Raw genomic sequence first — 21,400 nt, 5'->3', positions numbered from 1 at the left:
CCTCCCGGCGGGATCGAAGCGGTACTCGGCTGAGTTGAAGCGCGCGCGGCGGAGTCACCGAAGATGCGCAACAGGAGCTGCACCTGGTGACGGACAACTACGCGACTACACATGCTGGGATCGTTCGCTGAGGGTGCGCAATGTGGCGGCTTTGGCTGAGCCGACCGCCCCGACGGCAGTCTGGGGTTCCCCCGAAAAAATGGACACGGTTAGCTTGATTGCTGACTTGCGTGCGAGCTGATCTCGAAGTTGATGGGTGAGATCATCCCTAACGAACTGTGCCTCCTGTCATGATTGTAGAAACGGACGTAATTGTTCAGTCCTGCAGTAAGATTCGCGCGAGTGGTGAAGGCGTGTCGCTTATAGTATTCGTGCTTGACCGTCGACCACAACGACTCTGCGCCGGCGTTATCCCAGCAGATACCGGTCTCGCCCATCGAGCGCAGCAACCCGTGGCGTGTGCAGGCCTGTGATCCGTCCCGGTGTTTCCGGAGGGTTCGTCTCAAGGGAGAATGAAACCTATGGCAGTGGCAGGATCGAAGCGATACTCGGATGAGTTGAAGCGCGACGCGGTGGACATGGTCGAGCAGTTGGTGGCTCAGGGGTCCACCGAGTGGGCGGCGATGGGCAAGACTGCGGATTTGCTCGGAGTCGGCTCGGCGGAGACGGTTCGCCAGTGGGTGCGCAAGGCGCCGTCGGGCGCCGCCAGCGCGCCAGCCAAGGCCGATAGCGAGGAGATTCGACGACTCAAGCGCGAGGTGGCCGAGCTCAAACGAGCGAACGGGATCCTGAAGGCGGCGTCGGCTTTCTTCGCGGCCGAGATCGACCGGCCACACCGCTAATTGTGGAGTTCATCCGCACTCACCAGGGACACCAGGTGGGTGCGGATGGCCTTGTCTGGGGCGTCGATTCGATGTGCGCCGTGCTCTGCGAGCATGGTATCCACATCGCCCCGTCCACTTACTATGATCACATCAACCGCGGGCCGAGCGCCCGCATGTTCGCCGATGCGCAGGTCATCGATGCGATCTTCGCTTTGCGCCGGAAGCGACCGCTGATGCGGGTTCTGGGTTCACGCAAGACATGGATAGTATTGCGCAGCAGTGGTATTGATGTTGCTCGATGCACTGTTGAACGAGTGATGCGGGAGATGGGATGGCATGGCGGGAGTAAGAAGAAGCGAGTGCGTACGACCATCCCTGATGCGGCAGCGTCGCGGCCGGCGGATCTGGTCGACAGACAGTTCTATGCTGCGGCACCAAATCGTTTGTGGGTAGCCGATTTTACCTACTGCCGCACCGAGTCGGGGTGGGCGTACACGGCGTTCGTTATCGATGTGTTCGCCCGCAAGATTGTCGGCTGGAAAGTGGCCTCGGAAATGACAGTGAACCTGATTACCGATGCCATCAACAACCCGATAGACAACCGAAAGCGTTGCGGTGTAGTTGATTTAACGAGACTCATACACCATTCAGGCGCGGGATCGCAGTACACAGCGATTGTGTTCGGGCAGCGGTTGGCCGAGGAAGGCATCGCGGCTTCTATTGGCAGCGTTGGGGATAGCTACGACAACGCGCTCGCGGAGTCGGTGAACTCTGACTACAAGAACGAACTCGTCGACAACCAGCCGCGATTTCACGGCGCGACCGAACTGTCACTGGGCACGGCCGAATGGGTGGCGTTCTACAACCGTGAACGCCCACACAGTTACTGCGACGACCTCACCCCCGACCACGCTGAGCGACTCCATTACGATCACATGCGCACCCTCAATCCGGAGGGGGCACTCACAACCTGAGCTCTCCGGAAACGCCGGAGCGGATCAATCATCGAGCTGGCGGTGTTAGGGGGCTTGTGGGTTGGCGAGTAGTTTCCCCTCCAATCCGGCGGTCAGACCCCCGCCAGATGGCGGAACTTCCCCCGTCGGTCGGCGGGTAGGTGCGGAGAACAACCGTGCGAGCACTTCCGCCCCGGTAGTCTCGCAACCAGCGATATCCCTGTGCCGCTGAGCCGTCCGACCCATCATGTGCCCTTCTGCGGTGCGTGCAACCTGGAGAGTCCGTCCCGATGACCACCGTTGTGTTGATCGTTGCGGGCTCTCTGCTCGTGTGGGCGGCCGGTCACCAACTGCTGCTGCGCCTGACGATCACCGGTCCGCTGTTGATGGTGGCAATCGGTGGTTGTGCCGGCTGGCTGTTCCACCAGCGGGCCTTGTCATTCTTCGACTCAAAGCTTGCGTTGTACCTCGCCGAGGTGATTCTCGCGCTGCTGCTGTTCGTCGACGCCATCGACGTCCGTGGTTCTGTGCGCTCACATCTCACCGCTGTCCCGATCCGATTGTTGGCGATAGCTCTGCCGCTGTCGTTACTGTTCGTGGTCATTGTCGGACTCTCGCTGCCGCTGGGGCTGTCGGTTGTTGCGGTACTGGCAATCTCGTGCTTGGCCGTGCCCGTTGACTTCTCGCCCGAGATCTCGCTCATCCGCAATCGGCGAATTCCGGAGTCCGTCCGACGCTGGCTGACCATCGAGAGCGGGTACAACGATGGACTCGTCTCACCCTTTCTGCTCGCGGCACTGGCGCTGGCGATAACGAGCGGAGACCCCGGGGACCAGGCGATCAGTGTCTTTCTCAAGGCGGCACCGTCGGGGGCGATCGCCGTCGGTGTCGGCCTGGTGGTCGGCACCGCCGCGGGATGGCTGTTCCGTCTGGCAGCCGCCCGAGGATGGAGCGACGAGCGCAGTACCCGGCTCGGCATCCTCGCTTTGCCGATGTTCACCTTTGCCCTTGCCGTCCTCGCACATGGCAACGGGTTCGTCTCGTCCTTCGTGTGTGGCGTGGCGGTGCGGATCGCGTTGTCGCGGAACCGATCGGAGAGCGAAGTGCGCACGGACTTCCGGCTGGCCGAGGACGTCGCGGAACTGACCAACCTCATCCTGTGGTTGGCATTCGGCGGGGCATCGGTGGCGCTGCTCGCCGGTGCGCTGGACTGGTGGCCGGCGATCGTGTTGGCAGGCTTCGTGCTCACGCTCGGACGGATGGTTCCAGTGCTGTTGTCGCTGGCCGGAAGCCGCGTGAATTGGCGCGACCGCACGTTCATGGCAACGATGGGACCGCGCGGCGCGGCCTCGATCGTGTTCGGGCTTATCGCATTCAACGCGCTGCCGGGTGACGACGGAATCGCGGTGCTCTCGGCCACATGCATCATCGTCTTGGGCAGCCTGCTTGTTCACGGCATGGGCGCGCCGATAGTCATCAGGGCACTCTACGGCCCTGCCACCACACCGACAGATCGCCGACGTCGCCGCCGTACTCGCAGTGACCAGCAGGCAGGGAGTCGAACATGACCACGAGTTCGGACGTTGGCACGGCCGAAATGACGCATGGTGCAGTGACTATCGATGAGACCCCGCAGCGACGGCTGCCGCGCTTGTCGCTGCTGTTGAGCCTGGTGGCGCCCTTCCGCGGCAAGCTGATCCTCGCGCTGGTCCTCGGCCTCGGTGCGACGGGCAGTGCGCTGGCCACACCGCTGGCAATCAAACGCGTGCTCGACAGCGTCTCGGGGCACAGTGATTCCACCGCGGTTGCCGTCGGAGTACTGGTGGCGCTACTGGTCGTCGGCGCGACACTGGCACTATGCCAATGGGTTCTGCTGGGCACGTTGGCCGAAGAGGTCGTCTTGAAAGCCCGGATCTCGCTGATTACCAGGTTCTTTCGTGCCACGGTGCAGTCGCTGAGCGGGCGATCCAGCGGCGAACTGGTCACTCGCGTCACCTCCGATACCACGTTGCTGCGCGAGGCAGGGTCCTCGAGCCTGATCCACATCGTCAACAGTGCTATTGCGATCGCGGGGTCGGTGGTGGTGATGGCATTCCTGGACGTGACACTCTTGGCGGTGACCGCGGGGGCGGTGGTGGTTGTCGGCTTCGTCGTGGCTGTGCTAATGCCGCGCATCGCCGTCGCCCAGCAGTCGGCGCAGAGTGCCTTGGGCAGCCTCGGCGGCCGATTGGAAGGCGGACTCCGCGCGATCCGGACGGTGAAGATTGCCCGCGCCGAGCAGCGCGAGATCGACCGGCTCTCCGCTGATGCCGAAGAGTCGGCGCGACAGGGGATTCGGGCCGTGCGCATCGAGGCGATCGCATGGACCGTCGCCGGTTCGGGTATCCAGTTCGCGGTCATCCTCGTGCTGGCCTTCGGTGCGTGGCGTGTTGAGGCCGGTGCGCTCGCCGTGTCGAGCCTGGTGGCCTTCTTGCTCTACGCCTTTCAGCTCGTCGAGCCGGTCACCGAGATGACGACGAACGTCACCCAGTTGCAGGCCGGTATTGCCGCGGCCGGCCGGATCGGCGAGGCCCGTGAGATCGACGTCGAGCATGGATCGATATCGACCGGGACTGCACCGACCACGCGCGTGCGGGGCGGGCGGGCGGCGTCGGCTGCCGAGGGCCCGACAGTACTCGAATTCCGTGGTGTTGGAGCCCGTTACCAACCGCAGGGGCCACGGGTGCTCGATGGCATTGACTTGTCGATCGGCCGGAGTGGTCATGTCGCGATCGTCGGACCGTCGGGATCGGGCAAGACGACGATGATGAGCCTGATGCTGCGCTTCCTCGAGCCCAGCGAAGGACAATTGCTACTCGACGGACAACCGTACGAGGCGTTGTCGTTCGATGCGGTGCGTCGCAGGTTTGGTTACGTCGAGCAAGATACCCCAGTTATCCCGGGGACGGTGCGCGATAACCTCGCGGTCGCCGTCCCCGATGCCGCCGATGAGTCCATGCGTGCAGCGCTCGAGCAGGTGGGGTTGGCGGAGCGGGTACAGAAGCTTCGTGCGGGGCTCGATACCGAGATCGCTGCTACGACCTTGTCGGGCGGTGAGCGGCAACGTCTTTCGCTGGCGCGCGCTCTGATGGGTCACCCCGAGATCCTGCTGCTCGACGAGGCCACCGCACAACTCGATGGCCGAACCGAGGCTGCCGTGCATGCGGTGATCGAGCGGATCGCCCGCGATCGAGCTGTTGTCACCATCGCGCATCGCTTGTCGACCGTCATCGATGCCGACGAGATCGTCGTTCTGGAGCACGGCCGCATTCGCGCGCGAGGAACTCACCGACAACTCGTCGACGAGGATGCTCTCTACCGCGAGCTCGTCGCCGCACTCCGCATCGCGGTGTGAGAAGTCTCGGCATGCTCGGTGACTCAGCTCGACGGATGTCTCAGCGTGGGTCCGGGCGAGTGAGGAACGGTAATGCCGACGCGAAAGCCTGGGCGGCAAATGGCCAGGTATGCCCGCCACGGACAAAGTACGTGGCGACGGTGAGCCCGGCAGTGCGTCCGGCATCGGCCAGATCGCGTGCGGTGTCGATCTCCGAGGACGACCAGGTGCGCACCCCACGAATGGTGCGCATCTTGTCACCTGCGGCGGCGTAGTACGCCGACATCCCGCGCAGCCGTCGTGGGTTCGACCGCATGACGGACATCGGATCGTGTTCGGCCCAGCGGTGTTCGTCGCCGCCGAACAGAGTGCGCACCGTGGTTGCCTTGTCGCCCACCGCGGGCCGACGGTCGGTCGAGATCGCCACGAAGCCGCCGAAGACCTCCGGCGAGCGCAATGCCAGCGTCACCGCGCACGTGCCGCCCATCGACCATCCGGCCATCATGAAGCGCAACCCGGCAGGCTGACCCAGATTCCTTGCCACCCAGGGCACAACGTCGGTGACGATGTGGCTCTCGACTTTGCCGCGCGGGCTGTCGACGCATTCGGTGTCGTTGCCGAATGAGCCGGTCGGATCGACGAAGATCAAGATCGGGGCGACGCCCCGGTGGGTGCGAGCGTAGGCGTCGGCGGCATCGACCGCATTGCCTGCACGTATCCAATCGGTGGGTGTCGTGAGCACCCCGCCGACCATCACCACCGCAGTCAGCCGCTCGTTACCGGCAAACCACGCCGGCGGCAGGTAGACGTACTCGGTACGGTGACGAAAACCGCTGGGGCCGAGTTTGTTCGGCAGGCGCAGGATTCGCCCGTTGGCCGGCATGGTGCCGCGCAGCTTTGTCAGATCCGCGAGTTCGACCTGCCGGGGCACCGGCTGCCCCGAGATCGTCGCCCACGCCTTGTCGGTGGTGGGGAAGTAGCCCAACCACTGATTGCTCACCAATGACATCGCAACCACCGCGACAGGAATGGCGCCGGCGGCCGACAGCCGCTGCCACCATCGCCCGCGCGGCACTCCGGCCACCGCGGTCACCACCGCGATACCCACCGCCCCGACCGAGATCCAGAACGGGAACGGCGCGTTGCGATAGCCGATCCCGCTGTCTTGGAACATGGCGAAGACTCCCGCGACCCCAGCGACGGCGAGCGATGCCGCGCCGATCGACCAGTAGCGAAGCCAACGGTTCGAACGCCGCCAGATTGCCATCACGAGCACCACGGCCGCCACGATCAGAACGGCGGGGGTGATCCACGGTGAGAGCAACGGAAGGTCGACGACGGCGAGGTTGTCAGTGACCATCGCGGGTACCGCCCTGCACTATCGACGACCCCGCACAGCAGAGGTGGTCACCGTCACTGTTTTGCCTGAGTGTGCGACCGACTGGGCTGCACGAATCGCCGACAATGTCGAGGACCATCCACGTTGCGTCGAGACGAGGCCACCATGGCCGACATGATCAACCGTGACGAGGGTGACCGGAGCGTGGACGGCCACTGCTCGGTCGCGGTATTCGGTTGCCACCGGATACCGCACCACGGCATCGTCGCGACTGTGCACCACGAACACCGGCACCTCCGGATTGATCCGTTCGATCGGATTCACCAGTGCGTACCGCCGGGCGAATCGACTCGGCGGACCGCCCAGCGCATCGCCGGAATTACGCGTGATCCGGGTGCGGTCACTGGCCATGTTCAGCACGCCGGCCAGCGAGACGACGGCCTTGGGGACGATGCGTGGCGCCGGCCCGGGTCCGCTTTCGGAATGCAGACCGCGTGATGCCGTCCAGACGGCCAGTTGTCCACCGGCCGAGTGCCCGACGACCACGACGTCATCGAGGTTCAACATCGGGGCACGGCGCTTGAGCTCTACGAGGTGATCCACGGCATATGCGGTGTCACTGAACGTCGTCGGCCAACCCCCGCCGCGTCCAACTCGGCGATACTCGATGTTCCACACCGCATTTCCGCGGTCCCGGAGATCGCGCGCGTTGGCATCGAGGACGTCCTTGCCCACCCGGGCCTTCCAACCGCCGCCATGGATCAGCACGATGACGGGAACCTGCGTTCGGGCTGAGGCCGTCTTCGGAAGATAGAGCGTGCCGATATTCTGCGATGGATCACCTCCGGGGAGGTAATCGACCGTGCTGACCGACCCTGGCCGCAGCGGCCCGGTCTGTGAGCGTTCGCCCGTCGGCGCGACACAGCCCTCGACCAGCACGGCGACAGCGATGCCCAGCAGTGCGGTCAGCGCGACCTGGATGACGCGACGCCGACGAGGTACGCCGAGGTACCGCACGCATTCTGTTGCGAGAGTGGTCACCAGCGACCGTCCTTGCTCACGGGGACAATGTCTGCGGCCCTTCGGCCGACGCGTCACCGAGTATTGTTCGGCACCGTTGGACGTCGTAACCGTCCGCGAGCTAAACCAACTCGGCCGATCGGCTAGACCTACCCCCGCCGAGTAGCGGGTTCGCCTCGCACACTCTGGACCCGTGGGGCTGAGTCGGGCACGGTGATACAGACCGGCGCGGTAATCTGCCGTAACGGATCGAAACAACACACGAGGAGAAGCGGTGTCATCGCTGCAGTCGTCGAGCGAACCCGCCTCTATCCGGGTCGTCGTCATCGACGACGAGGCACTGATCCGATCGGGATTCGAGTTCATCCTCAACGCCGACGCCGGCATTGACGTCGTCGGCACCGCGACCGGCGCCGACGCGGTGGCTGTGGTGTCGCGAACCCGCCCGGACGTGGTACTGCTCGACATCCGCATGCCCGACATCGACGGACTGCAGGTGCTCCCACAGCTGCGCCGACTCGATCACGCACCGACCGTCGCCATGCTGACGACATTCGACGCCGACGACTACATCTTGACGGCGTTACATGCCGGCGCCGCGGGATTCATCCTCAAAGACACCGACCCCGATCACCTCGCCGACGCCGTACGTACTCTCGCCTCCGGGGGTGTGGTGCTCTCCGCTGCGGCGAACGCGGCACTGTTGCGCGCCACCGACCACGGAACATCGCAGACCGAAGACCCGCAGATCGCCCGGGTGGACATGCTGACCGCGCGCGAGCGAGACGTCGTACGGCTGGTCGCGCGAGGGATGACCAATGCCGAAGTGGGTCAGCAATTACACTTGAGCGTCGGGACCGTCAAGGACCACATCAGCGCCACCCTCACCAAGCTGCGCGTCGGTAGTCGAGTCGAGATCGCATTGCTCGCACAGCGTGCCGGACTGCTCGACGAGAGCCCCGATCGATGACCGCCACGGCGCCTTTCGGGATTCGGTGGCAGCGGGTGCACCCAATCGTGGTGACGGTGGGACTGCTGGCGATCACCGCCGCGGACTTCGCCTACGCGCTTATCGGGAGTGACACCGCGCCAACGTTGCCGACGATCGCCAGCGGTGCCGCCGCCGGTGCCGCGGTCCTGGTACGTCACCGCTGGCCACTGGTGGCCTTCGTCGCAAGCCTTCCCGCGCTGAGCGTCGTGGGAGCGATTGCGGCGCCGGCGATCACCCTGTTCTGTGTGGCTGCGGTGGGAACGCAAACATGGCTGGTGGTTGCCAGCGCGGTGGTCGCTGCGCTCGCGGGATCTCTGCCGACGTCGTCGCCGACGATGGAGATCAGCAACATCGTCGATTTCGCGTATTTCTTGGCGGGCTCGGCAGCTCCGGCGTTACTCGGCCGACTGACAATGGTGCAAAGCGAACTGCGTCAGAAGCTGGTCGAGGTGGGAGAGGCGCAAGAGCACGAACGTCAGCTCTACGCGCAGACGGTACTTGCGCGTGAGCGAGCGCAGATCGGCCGCGAGATGCACGATGTCGTGTCGCACCACGTGAGTCTCATCGCGGTTCGTGCCGCCACCATGCTCGTCGGCGATATCGACGATCGGGTGCGGACGGAGGCGACGACCATCCGTCGGCTGGCCGTGGCCACGCTCGACGAACTCCGGCATCTGGTGATCGTGCTGCGCGCCTCCGGGGGTTCACGGTCCGATACACGACCCCAGCCCAGCCTCGACCAGGTGGATTCACTGATCTCCACATCGGGCATCGACGTCGACGTGGATGGGCAACTGCCCGAGCAGCTTCCGGCTGCGTGGCAACGCGCCATCTACCGGACGATTCAAGAGACCCTCACCAACATCCGCAAGCACGCGCCGGGCGCCTCCGCGACGATCAGCTTTCGTAGCGATCCGAACAGTGTGTGCATGAGCATTGTCAACCGCCCGTCCGCCCGGCCCGCGTTGAACCTCCCGGGGACCGGGGAGGGGCTGATCGGCTTGCGAGAACGCGCCGAGCTGCTCGGCGCGACCTTTGACGCCGGACCTCGACCGGACGGCGGATTCGAAGTGGCCCTTTCCCTTCCGGTCAAAGGGCTCTCCGGTCGGTGACCGCGGCGTGCCGGAGAAGCGGGAGGTTTACGGTGAGGTCCGGGTGATGACACCGCGCCCCGATGGCCCTGGATTGATGAAGCCGTTCGAGCGCTGGCCGAGCCCGTATGCCGAGGGCAGGGTGGCGTTGTTGCATGACGTGGAGCATCTCGAGGTGGCCGACCATCGAGTTCGCGAGCTTGATCAGGGTTGTCCGGCGCCGACGATCAGTTCGATCGATATCTATGACTCATTCACCGAGGTGTCGTGACCGCACAACCAAGAAGTCCAGCTCCGTCCTCAACGCATTTCTCATCGGAGATGAGACGGCGGCGAGTCTCCGAGTTGACGTGGCGCGCATCCGGTTGGCGCTCTTTATCATCACCTCGTTGCTCGTAGGGGCCGCGGCCGCGGTGAGCGGTGCGATCGGTTTCGTTGGGCTCGTTGTCCCGCATGCGGTCCGGATGCTTGTCGGGTCCGATCACCGCTGGGTGCTGCCGACCTCAGCGTTTGCCGGTGGTCTGCTCCTTGTCGTGGTCGACATCGGTGCGCGGCTGGTCCTCGCGCCCAGTGAGACCCCTGTCGGCATGCTGACCGCTGTGGTGGGTGCGCCCTACTTCCTGTGGCTGTTGCGCAGATCCGGACACGATGAGCGTGAGCGATGAATGGATCAGACCGGGCCGCGCTGGATTTGGTGGGTGTCGGCGTGGATATCGCCGGGCGGCGAATCGTCGGCAGCATTTCGCTGTCGGCGCACGCGAACATCGTCGGTGTCGTCGGCCCCAATGGAAGCGGGAAGTCCACTCTGTTGCGGACTGTCTATAGGATGCTGCGGCCTGCCGAAGGTCGCGTGCTCGACGTGTGGTCGGTTGGTGCGCGCAAGGTGGTGTCAGATGGTCTGTGTAAGTCCGTTGCTCGTCAGTGAGAGGAAGATCTATGAGCATGGCGTTAGCCTCGGCCTTTCACGGTGATTTCGTGTCGTGAATAAAGAATGGTGCCCTGACCTGCGATGATTGAACTTGCGAAGGTAACAATCAGAGCAGTTCGAGGAGCACCATTCAGGTGAGTAAGTCTACGTCGTGCTACCCGTCGTTGTCTGTAGATGGCTCCGGAACCGGGGTGGTGTCGCACGCCGGGGCGACGGTCCTGCTGCGGGCGGCCGAGAAAACCGGTCTGAGCAGGCACTTGTCGACCGGGTTGGCGTCGTGGCGCAAACCTTTGGCCACTCACGATCCGGGCAAGATTGTGCTTGACCTCGCCGTCGCGGTCGCCCTGGGCGGCGATTGCTTGGCTGATATCAACCAGGTGCGTGCCGACCCGGGCGTGTTCGGGCCGGTGGCCTCGGATCCGACGGTGTCGCGACTGATCTCCACGCTGGCCGCCGACGCACCGGCAGCCTTGTCGGCTATCAACGCCGCCCGCGCCGCAGCCCGCGCGCAGGCGTGGACCGCCGCCGGCACCGCAGCCCCCAACCACGACCGCGATGTGCGGCATCCGTTGATCATCGATCTCGACGCCACCTTGGTGACCGCACACTCCGACAAAGAGCAGGCGACGCCACACTGGAAGAAAGGCTTCGGGTTTCACCCGCTGTGCGCGTTCGTCGATCACCAAGCCGCCGGCACCGGTGAACCACTCGCAATCATGTTGCGGCCCGGCAACGCCGGGTCGAACACCGCTGCTGATCACATCACCGTCGTCGAACAGGCCCTGGCCCAAGTACCCGGCATCGATGGTTATCGGGTCGGCACAACGGTGCTGATCCGCACCGATTCGGCCGGCAGCACCCACGAATTCCTGGAGTATCTGACCAGGCGGCGGTTGGCCTACTCGGTCGGATTCGGACTCACCGAGGCCATCGCCGAGATCATCGACCGACTACTACCTGAGGCGTGGACCCCGGCCTACGACGCCGACGGGGTCGAACGTGACGGGGCGTGGGTCGCGGAACTGACGGGCATGCTGGACCTTTCGGGCTGGCCCGAGGGCATGCGGGTGATCGTCAGAAAGGAGCGCCCGCATCCGGGAGCGCAGTTGCGGTTCACCGACTCCGACGGCATGCGACTGACCGCGTTCGCCACCAACACACCCCGCGGCCAGCTGGCCGAGCTCGAACTGCGCCACCGGCGGCGTGCGCGTTGCGAGGACCGCATCCGCACCGCCAAAGACTGCGGACTGACGAACCTTCCGCTGCACGGGTTCGATCAGAACCGCATCTGGTGTGCCATCATCGCGGTGGCGTGTGAGTTGATCGCCTGGACGCAGATGCTCGCCTTCACGACCACCCCCGCCCGGCGGTGGGAACCCAAACGGCTACGACTACAACTATTTTCGATCGCCGCCCGACTGACCCGCCACGCGCGGCGAACCCGACTCAAACTCGCCGCCACCGCACCCCACCTCCAGTTGCTGCTCGACGGACTCACCCGACTCGCAGCACTTCCCGACCCCGGCTGACCCCCGGCCAGCCTGACCCACGACTGAAAGGACAACCCACTTCGGGGCCGTGAACCCCGACGCCCACCGACGCTCGGCCACACACTCACGGCCCCGGTCCGGAATCCGGTCCTCAGACCAACCACCCGGACCAACTCACGCGGCGAGCGTCACCCCGCGAAACATCGAGGCTAATCCCGGGGATCAAGATCCACCGGGTGGCGGCGAGCGTGAGGCTCAAAAGGTAAGGGCGTGTCGGCGGGGTGTCGATGATGATGAGGTCGTCGTAGTCGTCAGCGATCGGTGCCAGGGACTCGGCGAGTACGCTGCCGTCGCTACCTGCTCGACGCGAGCGCCCTATGAGGATGTCCTCCAATTCCTCAAGCTTCGATCCCCCAGGCAAGATGTCGAGATTCTGGGCGGTAGACCTCGGTCGGCTTCCGGGTGGGTTGGTGCGGTCATCGGAACCTCCTGGGTGTGGGTGTGCGCGGTGTGGGTGCGCGGACCTCCAGAGACTGACCGGCGACGGCACCGGAATTCATCGCGCCCGCAGTTCGCGCAGGTAGGGCGGTGGGTAGCCGGGCCTTAAGGGCACCTCACCGAGCCACTCGGACAGGGCGTCGGCGCGGGCGGCGACGGCTCGACGAGCAGCCGCGGGCAACGTCTCGAAGAGGTGGACCTCTACCCGTGTGCCAGCCTCTCGATGCCAGCCGCCGACGATCCGCCCGTCCCACCACACCGTCTGACCGCCGTTGCCGTTGCGATCGAAGATGGCATCGACATGCGGGCCGAGATAGAAGTCGCGCACCTTGTGACCCATGGTCGTCGGGTCGAGTTCGGGCAGCAGGAGGGCTTCGGGCGACACCGGATCATCGTCGGGGCCGCCGGGCAGGTCATCGGCGAGGACGTAGCCGACGGAGCCGTCGTCGAGATCGACCTCGACGACGTCGAGCGATGCCAGTGCTTGACGCACATCGCGTTTGGTCGAACCCAGCCACCAGACGAGGTCGGTCTCGGTACCCGGACCGAATCGCGCGAGCCATCGCCGGATGAGTGCCATGTGTGCGGTGGCGGGATCGGGGACGTCGAGCGGTCTGCCGAGCCAGCGGTCCATCGCCGACCACGACGGCCTCGACACGTGCCAGCCCCCGTTGTTGGGACCGCGTACGACTTCTCCTGCAGCACTGCACATGTTGAGAACTCGCGGAATCAGCGGACTCGGACCGCCGTATGACTTGCCCGGGCTGACGATGACCTGTCGATCGAATTCCAGCACGCGAGCACGTAGTTCCGCCGACGTCATCGTGGTGCCGTCGGCGAACGCGGAGAGCACCGCGGCACGCGCGTCATCGATCCACCATTCGGGATCGGCGACGTCCTCGGCGCGGCGAAGGTCACGCAGCATGTTGGTTCGCTCGGAGGCCGCGACCCGCGCGCCGATCGCCCCGACCGCGTCGGGAAGGATGCCATCAGGAAACACGAAAAGCGTTCGGCGCATGGCCAGTTGCTTGATCAGCGTGCGGTCACCGTACAGAGCCGCATCCATGGTGTCGGTACTGAAACCGTCGATCCGCGCCCATGCCGAGAGATACACCGTCGACGGTGTCGTCGCATGCAGTCCGACGACGGCAGCCGCAGCCTCGACCACCGACGCAGCGTGATGTCCTCCCACAAGGCAGTGCCTGCGCAGCAACCGGTTTCGGCGTTGAGTATCGGTGATCCGTGGTCGCGCACCACTCATGGTCGCTCCCCCGCTCACGACTGCGGCGGCGCGGCCACCGCATCGACCTCGACGACCTGCCCGTCGTACGGCAGAACCGACACACCCATCATCATCGTCGGCGGTACCGCGTCGAATTCGGCGCTCACGGCTTCCCATGCGACGTACAGATCCGCCTGAAGATGTTCTGCCACATAGACTGTCAACTTTGCCACGTCACCGAACGTCGCCCCCTGCTCGCCCAGTACCGCCGCCAGGTTCCCCAGGCACGCGCGCACCTGCGCGACCACATCACCGGGCGCGATCACCGCGCCGTTCTCATCCAGCGGGCTGATCCCGGCCGTGAAGAGCAACGGTCCCGGCGACACCGTCGAACTATACGGAAAACCACCGTCGTGCAGGGTCGTAGAACCGTTGAGGCGCACTCTCGACATGCGCCGATCCTACCGTCGCGGAAGCCGGCGTCCCGCATGTTCGCCGCACTCACGTTAGCCACCCGATGGTCGAACCCTTCCACCGCCGATGCTCGCCCCTTCCCTCGATGGTGGAACCCTTCCAACGCCGATGCTCGCCACCTTACCCCGATGGTCGAGCGCTTCCACCGCCGATGCTCACCCCTTACCCCGCCGATGCTCGTTCCGCCCCCCGATGGTCGAGGTGCGAGCCGCGTGCGGCGAGCCTCGAGACCGCTTGCGCCGGAGCTGGTTCGGCTCGCGGGTGGTGCGGACACCGTCGGCGAGATGGGTCTCGAGGCTCGTCGCTGGCGCTCCTCGGCACCTCGACCATCGGAGTAGAACGCCGGAGCGCTTCCTGACCGATTGTCACCCTTCCCCCCGACGGTGGAGCGCTTCCACCTCCCGACGCTTGCTCCGTCCCCCCGGTGGTCGAGGTGCGAGCCGCGTGCGGCGAGCCTCGAGACCCGGTGAGATGACAAGTATCGCAACCACATCGACGCCCACTCGACGAGTGGAAAAATGGTTGTCCACAGATTTCCCCGGTCTGGCGTTCGTCGGACCGGTTTTGTCGGTACCTCTTCGTACACTTGTGCCCATAGGTTGGATCACCGATCGCGGGAGGGGAGGTACTTGGTGTCGACGACGTTGACGTTCACCGATCCGGATGCCGATGCCGCCGCGATCGCAGCCATGACACGGGATGAGCTCACCGAGACCGGCCCTGAGTTGTTGCGTCAATCGCGCAAGTACGAGGCCCGGACAGTCCTGACTGCTGCCGCGTTGGCGGAGCGGGTGTTTCGTGAGCATCTGGCCGGGCGGCCCGAGAGCGGTGTGTGGGGTTCGGTGATCGAGCATGCCGAGAGACTCGGCCGCGCCGAGGTGTCGTTGCAGTTCACGGTCTCCCGTAGCAAGGCCGGGAGTTGGGTGGCGTTGGCGGATCTGTTGGAGAAGTTCCCGCTCATCCGTGCCGCCTACCTAAACGGGGAACTCTCCACCAACCGGGTCTCGATCATGGCGCGGGCCGCGCAGCGTGGCGGGGATATTGACACCGACACCGACACCGACAGCAACGGCGGTGACGAGGCCGGTGACAACGAGGAGATGACGTTCGAAGAGATCGTCCTGGACTACGGGTCCCGCGCCACCACCGATCCGGTGCTGTCCCAACAGCTTGATGCCGCACTGATCTCGATGAACCCCGACAGCGTGATCGAGGACCGCGACACCATCACCGACCTGGTGGGACACGTCACCATCACCCCCGACGTCGCCGGACACTCCGCTCTGGATGCGGTCGTCCCCGCGCACTACGGGGTGTTCCTCACCGCCCAGATCAACGCCCTGGTCGGTGAACGGACCTGCCGCAAAGACCCCCGCCGCGTGGGATCACTGCGGGTCATCGCACTCGGAGAGATCACCGGCGTCCCGGGAGCGCACCTCGACTGCGCATGCGGACAAGATGATTGCCCGAAACGAGGTAGCGGCACCGACAGCAACGGGTCGGCCGAAACACCCGCCGACGCCGACGACGCCGCAGCGTGGGACGACCTGTTCCCCGAACCTATCGACGCCGACGCTCCCGACGTCGAGTTGATCGAGCCGGTCGCCGAACCAGAGATCCCGGACCCGACTGAACCTTTTACCCCGGATGAGGTGCCGGGTGGCGTTCGGGCGGGCCCTGGTCGTACCTGGCGCACCTGTGTTGACGGTGGTGACGGACCCGGACGGGATTCTCGTACCCCGATTGCAGGGATACGGACCCATCGACCCCGACTACGCGGCCACCCTCGCCGACGTCGCGAAAACCATCCACTACCCGGAATCCGTACGTGCGGCTGGACCGTTGATCCCGCAAATCTCCGACCGGCCCCAAGCCCCGCCGGCGGATCCGACCGGACACGGTGGTCACACCGTGCCACCCCTTGGGGCATTGACCTATGCACCCAGCGCGACACTGCAGCGCTGAGGTGTTGGCCAACGATGCGTGGTGCCGGTTTCCGTACTGCGGGATGCTCTCACACCTGTGCGACCTCGACCATTGGCGACCCTTCAACCATGCCGACCCCGAGGCCGGTGGCTGGACGGTGCTCGGTGATCTGATCCCGCTGTGTCGGGCTGATCACCAGCGCAAACACCTCGCCGAATGGGTACCGACGCTCTACACCGACCGGAGGGTGGAGTGGCGGAACCGGCACACAGGGCAGATCATCGTCACCTACCCGCGGTGACTCCCGGTTCGCCCCGCCCTTCCCGCCCAGCGTGCATGGTGCTCTAGGTTGGTTACACCGGCATCCGAATCGGCGGCTGCCGGACGGCACGGAGGCGTATGGGTTCCTGGTGGGCCCCCCGGTCTTCAAAACCGGTGAGATCGAGTATCTCGGTCTGGCGGGTTCGATTCCCGTCCGCCTCCGCCGTGCCGACCGAACGACCGCGCCGACCGAACGACCGGACTCGAGGAGGTGTCCATGGGATCGCCCGATCCTCGTCGACACATCCCGCGTACCGATCACCTACTCGCCGACCCGGACATCACGCAGGATCGAACTCGTCTGGGCGACAAAGTTGTTCGCGAGGCCATTCGTGAAGCACAGGACGCTGCACGCCGGGGCGAGATCGCACCCACGGATGTGGCCGGTTCTCTCATCGAGTCCCTGCGCCGACGTCGCCCGTCGAGCGCACGGCCTGTCCTCAACGCCACCGGCGTCATCGTGCACACCAACCTCGGGCGCGCGCCGCTATCGGCCGCGGCCCGGGAGGCGGTGGCGGCATCCGCCGGGTACGTCGACGTCGAACTCGATCTGGCCACCGGCGCCAGATCACGACGCGGCACCGCCACCCGCGAGGCCCTGCTCCGCGCCTGCCCGGCGGCCGGCGACGCCCTCGTCGTCAACAACGGGGCCGCCGCACTGGTCCTGACAACCACCGCGCTCGCGCTCGGACGTGAGGTGGTGATGAGCCGCGGCGAGATGATCGAGATCGGTGCGGGATTCCGGCTCACCGACCTGATGGCATCCACCGGCGCGCGCCTACGCGAGATCGGCACCACCAATCGCACCCACGCGCGCGACTACCTCGACGCCATCGGCCCCGACACCGGCTGCGTGCTCAAGGTGCATCCGAGCAACTTCCGGGTCGAGGGATTCACCAGCGAGGTGAGCCTGCCGCAGCTGCACGAGATCTGCGCCGAGCGCGGCGTCCCGCTGGTCGCCGACCTCGGCTCCGGACTCCTGCATCCCGATCCCCTGCTACCCGACGAACCCGACGCGACCTCGGCGCTACGGGCCGGCGCCGATCTCGTGATCGCCAGCGGCGACAAACTTCTCGGTGGCCCGCAGGCCGGCATCATGCTCGGTGACGCCGACCTCATCGCCCGACTCTCCAGACATCCCCTGGCGCGGGCGGTCCGAACCGACAAGCTCACCCTCGCCGCCCTCGAGGCCACCCTCGACGGGCCGACCCCGCCCGTCACCACCGCACTGCACGCCGACCCCGACGACCTCCGCCGCCGCGCCGAACACCTTGCGGCACAAATCGACGCACCCGTCGTCGCCCACGACGGTCGGGTTGGCGGGGGTGGCGCCCCCGGTGTCGCGCTACCAGGTTGGGCGATCCGGCTACCCGAACACCTCGCATTCCACCTGCGGACCGGCGACCCGGCGGTGCTGCCCCGTGTGCACGACGGTGCCTGTCTGATCGACTTGCGGTGTATTCCCGAGGCCGACGACGACGCCATCCTCACCGCCGTCCGCTCGGCCGTGCATGCCACCACCCGCACGGCCGATATCGACGGAAACACTTAGGCCACACAGGTGTTCGTTGTCGCCACCGCCGGTCATGTCGACCACGGCAAGAGCACACTGGTCCGGGCGCTCACCGGGATCGAACCTGACCGATGGGCCGAGGAACGCCGCCGAGGCCTGACCATCGACCTCGGATTTGCTTGGACCACAATGTCTTCCGGTTGTAACGTCGCATTCGTCGACGTCCCCGGCCATGAGCGTTTCCTGGGTAACATGCTCGCCGGCCTCGGTCCCACGCCGGTCGTGCTGTTCGTCGTGGCCGCCAACGCGGGCTGGCAGGCGCAATCCGACGACCATCGCGATGCGATCGCCGCACTCGGCATCACCCGAGGTCTGGTCGTGCTCACCAGGTCGGATCTCGCTGCGCCCGAACGGATCACACAAACCCTGGCCGAGACGCGCGCCGGACTCGCCGACACCGGACTCGCCGACGCGCCCGCGGTGACCGTCTCGGCCGTGCGGGGCACCGGGCTGACCGAACTGCGCGCCGCACTCGATGAGATTCTCACCGGGTCACCAGCAGCACCGACCGATACCCCGATCCGGTTGTGGATCGACCGGTCGTTCACCGTCTCCGGCGCAGGCACCGTGGTCACCGGAACGCTTTCTGCGGGGACCGTGACGGTCGGCGACACCCTCGATCTCCTGACAGCGCACCGCATCCGACGCGTCACCGTTCGCACCATCCACAGCGAAGAGCAGCCCCTGCCCCGCATCGGGCCGGTCAGCCGGGTCGCACTGAATCTCCGCGGCATCGATTCCGAGGAGATCACCCGCGGCGACGTCCTCCTCTCCCCCGACACCTGGCGGCGCACCGACGTCGTCGACGTCCGACGCGTCAGCGGTGACGAGTTCACCGATGCACCAACACATCTCACCGCCCACATCGGCAGCGCCGCATTGCCGGTACGGTTGCGCCCGCTCGGCACCGACCACGGGCGTCTCACCCTCGACCGGCCACTCCCGTTGATCGTCGGTGACCGGATCGTGTTGCGCGACCCGGGGACCCGCATCGTCGGCGGCGGACAGGTCGTCGACGCCGAGCCGCCACCGCTGAGCCGCCGCGGTGACGCCGCCCGGCGCGCCGCGAGCCTGGCGGCCCGACGACCGACCGATGACCTGCGTTCCGAGGTCACCCGACGCGGCTCGGTCACCGTCGGCCACCTGCGCCGACTCGGCCTGCTCGATCCGGTCGCGGAACCGGGCACACCACCCGAGGGCGTGCTCGTCGTCGGTGACCGCTGGGTCGATGCCGACGACCTCGCTGCCCGCGCACGCCGACTGCGCGAAGCGGTGCAGGCCCTACACCGCGAGGACCCGCTGGCTGCGGGTGTCTCTCGCGCCGCGACGCCGGATCTTCTCGGCCTGCCCGACGACGCCGCACTCCTCGACGCGGTGATCTCCGCGGCGGGCGTCGAGACGACACACGGCTATCTGGCGATGCCCGACCGGAGCACCGATCTCGGCCCCGCCGAGCCGGCGATCTCGGCCGTCGAACGACGCCTCGCCGACGATCCGTTCGCCGCACCCGAGGCCGACGACCTCGCCGCGCTCGGCCTCGGCGACCGCCAACTCGCCGCCGCGGAACGTACGGGCCGCCTGCTGCGCCTCGGATCGGGTGTGGTGCTCGCGCCGACCGCACCCGCCCTGGCCATGCGCAGCCTGGCACGACTGCCGCAGCCGTTCACCACCAGCGAGGCCCGTCAGGCGCTGCACACCACCCGCCGCGTGGTGATACCGCTGCTCGAACACCTCGACGCGCGCGGCTGGACCCGTCGTCTCGACGCCGGCCACCGTGAGGTGATCCGGTGACCTGCGGCCGGTCCGCAACGACCGCGAGGCGCGCCGATTCTGTCGGACCCCGGTTCTGTCGGACCCCGCCCGTAGGCTGACCTCCGTGGCAAAACCGAAGTCGAGCTTCCGCTGCAGCGAGTGCGGTCATCAGGTCCCCAAATGGGTCGGACGCTGCGCCGAATGCAGCGCGTGGGGCACCTTCGACGAGGTCACCACCATCAGTGCACCCGGCGGGGCCACCACGACGGTCACCCCGACCAGCCCGGCCGTACCCATCACCGCCGTCGATGCCGCCACGTCAACGGCGATCCCCACCGGGATCGACGAGTTCGACCGCGTCCTCGGGCGCGGGGTGGTGCCCGGCTCGGTGATCCTGGCCGCCGGTGAGCCGGGTGTCGGCAAGTCCACGCTGCTGCTCGAAACCGTCAAGCACTGGGCGGCCAGTGGCCGTCGAGCGCTCTACATCACCGGCGAGGAATCCGCCGGGCAGGTGCGCATGCGCGCCGAACGGACCGACGCGGTGCACGAGAACATCTACCTCGCTGCCGAATCCGACCTCGCCACCATCCTCGGCCACGTCGACGACGTCGCCCCGTCCCTGGTCATCGTCGACTCGGTACAGACCGTGGTGGCCACCGGCACCGACGGCGTGACCGGCGGTGTCACCCAGATCCGCGCGGTCACCACCGCACTGGTGTCGCTGGCCAAGAATCGCGGTGTGGCGATCATCCTGGTCGGCCACGTCACCAAGGACGGCGCCGTCGCGGGCCCGCGGTCGCTCGAGCACCTCGTCGACGTGGTCCTGTCGTTCGAGGGCGACCGGCACTCGTCGCTGCGGATGGTGCGCGGCATCAAGAACCGCTTCGGCGCCTCCGACGAGGTCGGATGCTTCGAACAACGCGACGACGGCATCCATCAGGTCAGCGATCCCTCGGGAATCTTTGTCCACCAACATGATTCCGATGTCAATGGGTCGGCAACCCTGGTCACCATGGACGGCAAGCGGGCGCTCGCGGGCGAGATCCAGGCACTGACCACGACGACGAACATGGCCACCCCACGCCGCGCGGTCTCCGGGCTCGACTCGCCTCGCGTCGCGATGATCCTCGCGGTCCTGCAGAGCACACTCGAGGTGCCCGTCCACGAACGTGAGGTGTACGCGGCGACCGTCGGCGGCATGCGCGTGACCGAACCCGCCGCCGACCTCGCCATCGCGCTGGCGGTGTTCTCGTCGATGACCAAGCGACCGATCCCCCGGACCACCGCCGTCATCGGCGAGGTCGGGCTGGCCGGCGAGGTACGACGCGTCTCCGCGGTGGCGCGCCGCGTCGGGGAGGCCGAGCGACTGGGATTCAAGCATGTACTGATCCCCACCGGCACCACCGAGAAGATCCCCGGCGGCATCAAGGTCACCCGCGTCGCCACACTCGCCGAGGCGTCGGCGGCGGCATTCACGGCGACACTGCGCGTCGTCGACGCACCTTTTTGACAAATGCACCGAAATGCACATTGAGAATTGTCTGAGAATTGACACCGAAAATGCCTGATCACCGGGTTGCGTGCGGCAGTTTGGGCGTTTTGCCGGGTATGGACGAGTAACAAGA

At 66.1% G+C, this 21,400-nt stretch carries 18 protein-coding genes, 1 tRNA gene and 1 pseudogene; 14 read left to right on the top strand and 6 right to left on the bottom strand.

The features are described from left to right. Positions 1 to 209: 209 nt before the first annotated feature. Positions 210 to 437, bottom strand: coding sequence for an integrase core domain-containing protein (locus QNM97_RS26560; protein WP_502874973.1), 228 nt, complete (start codon positions 435 to 437; stop codon positions 210 to 212). 90 nt (positions 438 to 527) lie between these two features. Here QNM97_RS26560 and QNM97_RS01470 point away from each other — a divergent pair. The 3 genes from QNM97_RS01470 to QNM97_RS01460 all read left to right on the top strand — a co-directional run bounded on the left by QNM97_RS01470 (position 528) and on the right by QNM97_RS01460 (position 5,171). Further along, a protein-coding gene (locus QNM97_RS01470) for an IS3 family transposase (RefSeq protein ID WP_283823066.1) occupies positions 528 to 1,798 on the top strand; the annotation gives its coding sequence in 2 pieces (ribosomal slippage) (positions 528 to 804 and positions 804 to 1,798; 1,272 coding nt in all). Between the two features lie 269 nt (positions 1,799 to 2,067). Next, complete coding sequence (locus tag QNM97_RS01465) at positions 2,068 to 3,345, top strand: cation:proton antiporter domain-containing protein (protein ID WP_283821283.1); 1,278 nt, start codon at positions 2,068 to 2,070, stop codon at positions 3,343 to 3,345. 44 nt (positions 3,346 to 3,389) lie between these two features. Beyond that, a complete protein-coding gene (locus tag QNM97_RS01460) occupies positions 3,390 to 5,171 on the top strand; it encodes an ABC transporter ATP-binding protein (protein WP_283821282.1) in 1,782 nt (593 codons plus the stop codon). A gap of 40 nt (positions 5,172 to 5,211) precedes the next feature. Here the strand turns inward: QNM97_RS01460 and QNM97_RS01455 are convergent, their stop codons facing one another. After that, a complete protein-coding gene (locus QNM97_RS01455) occupies positions 5,212 to 6,510 on the bottom strand; it encodes an alpha/beta hydrolase (protein ID WP_283821281.1) in 1,299 nt (432 codons plus the stop codon). A gap of 18 nt (positions 6,511 to 6,528) precedes the next feature. Continuing rightward, positions 6,529 to 7,530, bottom strand: a complete 1,002-nt coding sequence (locus QNM97_RS01450) for an alpha/beta hydrolase family protein (protein WP_283821280.1) — start codon at positions 7,528 to 7,530, stop codon at positions 6,529 to 6,531. 253 nt (positions 7,531 to 7,783) lie between these two features. Between QNM97_RS01450 and QNM97_RS01445 the strand changes: the two genes are divergently transcribed. From QNM97_RS01445 to QNM97_RS01420, 6 genes are all read left to right on the top strand, one after another. After that, positions 7,784 to 8,479 carry a response regulator transcription factor gene (locus QNM97_RS01445; protein ID WP_283821279.1) on the top strand — a complete coding sequence of 232 codons (696 nt, stop codon included), beginning with the start codon at positions 7,784 to 7,786 and terminating at the stop codon, positions 8,477 to 8,479. Then, positions 8,476 to 9,612, top strand: coding sequence for a sensor histidine kinase (locus tag QNM97_RS01440; RefSeq protein ID WP_283821278.1), 1,137 nt, complete (start codon positions 8,476 to 8,478; stop codon positions 9,610 to 9,612). The genes QNM97_RS01445 and QNM97_RS01440 overlap by 4 nt, the downstream gene beginning before the upstream one ends. 7 nt (positions 9,613 to 9,619) lie before the next feature. Then, positions 9,620 to 9,862, top strand: a complete 243-nt coding sequence (locus QNM97_RS01435; RefSeq protein WP_283821277.1) for a hypothetical protein — start codon at positions 9,620 to 9,622, stop codon at positions 9,860 to 9,862. Then, complete coding sequence (locus QNM97_RS01430) at positions 9,747 to 10,256, top strand: FecCD family ABC transporter permease (RefSeq protein ID WP_349632343.1); 510 nt, start codon at positions 9,747 to 9,749, stop codon at positions 10,254 to 10,256. The genes QNM97_RS01435 and QNM97_RS01430 overlap by 116 nt, the downstream gene beginning before the upstream one ends. Beyond that, the gene (locus QNM97_RS01425) at positions 10,253 to 10,516 is read left to right on the top strand and encodes an ATP-binding cassette domain-containing protein (protein WP_283821275.1); all 264 of its coding nucleotides are present in this window, start codon (positions 10,253 to 10,255) and stop codon (positions 10,514 to 10,516) included. The genes QNM97_RS01430 and QNM97_RS01425 overlap by 4 nt, the downstream gene beginning before the upstream one ends. Positions 10,517 to 10,653: 137 nt before the next feature. Next, positions 10,654 to 12,048 (top strand): IS1380 family transposase, encoded by a 1,395-nt coding sequence (locus QNM97_RS01420; RefSeq protein WP_283821274.1) that lies wholly within the window; start codon positions 10,654 to 10,656, stop codon positions 12,046 to 12,048. Positions 12,049 to 12,160: 112 nt separating this feature from the next. Here the strand turns inward: QNM97_RS01420 and QNM97_RS01415 are convergent, their stop codons facing one another. The 3 genes from QNM97_RS01415 to QNM97_RS01405 are packed head-to-tail and all read right to left on the bottom strand — an operon-like array spanning position 12,161 to position 14,181. Beyond that, positions 12,161 to 12,559 (bottom strand): AAA family ATPase, encoded by a 399-nt coding sequence (locus QNM97_RS01415; RefSeq protein ID WP_283821273.1) that lies wholly within the window; start codon positions 12,557 to 12,559, stop codon positions 12,161 to 12,163. A 6-nt stretch (positions 12,560 to 12,565) separates the two neighbouring features. Next, a complete protein-coding gene (locus QNM97_RS01410; RefSeq protein ID WP_283821272.1) occupies positions 12,566 to 13,768 on the bottom strand; it encodes a winged helix DNA-binding domain-containing protein in 1,203 nt (400 codons plus the stop codon). A 14-nt stretch (positions 13,769 to 13,782) separates the two neighbouring features. Continuing rightward, the gene (locus QNM97_RS01405; RefSeq protein ID WP_208792662.1) at positions 13,783 to 14,181 is read right to left on the bottom strand and encodes a RidA family protein; all 399 of its coding nucleotides are present in this window, start codon (positions 14,179 to 14,181) and stop codon (positions 13,783 to 13,785) included. 654 nt (positions 14,182 to 14,835) lie between these two features. On the opposite strand from QNM97_RS01405, the pseudogene QNM97_RS01400 reads away from it, so the two are divergent. The 5 genes and pseudogenes from QNM97_RS01400 to radA all read left to right on the top strand — a co-directional run bounded on the left by QNM97_RS01400 (position 14,836) and on the right by radA (position 21,285). After that, positions 14,836 to 16,430 (top strand): annotated as a pseudogene (locus tag QNM97_RS01400) (HNH endonuclease signature motif containing protein). Positions 16,431 to 16,520: 90 nt separating this feature from the next. Further along, positions 16,521 to 16,613: transfer RNA gene (locus QNM97_RS01395), tRNA-Sec, on the top strand. A 54-nt stretch (positions 16,614 to 16,667) separates the two neighbouring features. Continuing rightward, on the top strand, positions 16,668 to 18,002 hold the full coding sequence (gene selA, locus QNM97_RS01390) for an L-seryl-tRNA(Sec) selenium transferase (RefSeq protein ID WP_283821271.1): 1,335 nt from the start codon (positions 16,668 to 16,670) through the stop codon (positions 18,000 to 18,002). A 9-nt stretch (positions 18,003 to 18,011) separates the two neighbouring features. Beyond that, entirely contained in the window at positions 18,012 to 19,814 is a 1,803-nt protein-coding gene (selB, locus tag QNM97_RS01385) for a selenocysteine-specific translation elongation factor (RefSeq protein ID WP_283821269.1), read from the top strand. 85 nt (positions 19,815 to 19,899) lie between these two features. Continuing rightward, positions 19,900 to 21,285 (top strand): DNA repair protein RadA, encoded by a 1,386-nt coding sequence (gene radA, locus QNM97_RS01380; protein ID WP_283821268.1) that lies wholly within the window; start codon positions 19,900 to 19,902, stop codon positions 21,283 to 21,285. Positions 21,286 to 21,400 lie beyond the last annotated feature (115 nt).

The organism is Gordonia sp. L191, from assembly GCF_030077625.1.
GTDB classification, from domain to species: domain Bacteria; phylum Actinomycetota; class Actinomycetes; order Mycobacteriales; family Mycobacteriaceae; genus Gordonia; species Gordonia polyisoprenivorans_A.
Note: the sequence above shows the minus strand (reverse complement) of the source record. Positions and strands in the feature narration are given on the sequence as shown.

Excerpts from the sequence above, each read along its gene's own strand:
- QNM97_RS26560 (WP_502874973.1), bottom strand. The coding sequence starts at position 437 with ATGGGCGAGACCGGTATCTGCTGGGATAACGCCGGCGCAGAGTCGTTG.
- QNM97_RS01465 (WP_283821283.1), top strand. The coding sequence starts at position 2,068 with ATGACCACCGTTGTGTTGATCGTTGCGGGCTCTCTGCTCGTGTGGGCG.
- QNM97_RS01455 (WP_283821281.1), bottom strand. The coding sequence starts at position 6,510 with ATGGTCACTGACAACCTCGCCGTCGTCGACCTTCCGTTGCTCTCACCG.
- QNM97_RS01440 (WP_283821278.1), top strand. The coding sequence starts at position 8,476 with ATGACCGCCACGGCGCCTTTCGGGATTCGGTGGCAGCGGGTGCACCCA.
- QNM97_RS01430 (WP_349632343.1), top strand. The coding sequence starts at position 9,747 with ATGACGTGGAGCATCTCGAGGTGGCCGACCATCGAGTTCGCGAGCTTG.
- QNM97_RS01425 (WP_283821275.1), top strand. The coding sequence starts at position 10,253 with ATGAATGGATCAGACCGGGCCGCGCTGGATTTGGTGGGTGTCGGCGTG.
- QNM97_RS01410 (WP_283821272.1), bottom strand. The coding sequence starts at position 13,768 with ATGAGTGGTGCGCGACCACGGATCACCGATACTCAACGCCGAAACCGG.
- QNM97_RS01405 (WP_208792662.1), bottom strand. The coding sequence starts at position 14,181 with ATGTCGAGAGTGCGCCTCAACGGTTCTACGACCCTGCACGACGGTGGT.
- selA (WP_283821271.1), top strand. The coding sequence starts at position 16,668 with ATGGGATCGCCCGATCCTCGTCGACACATCCCGCGTACCGATCACCTA.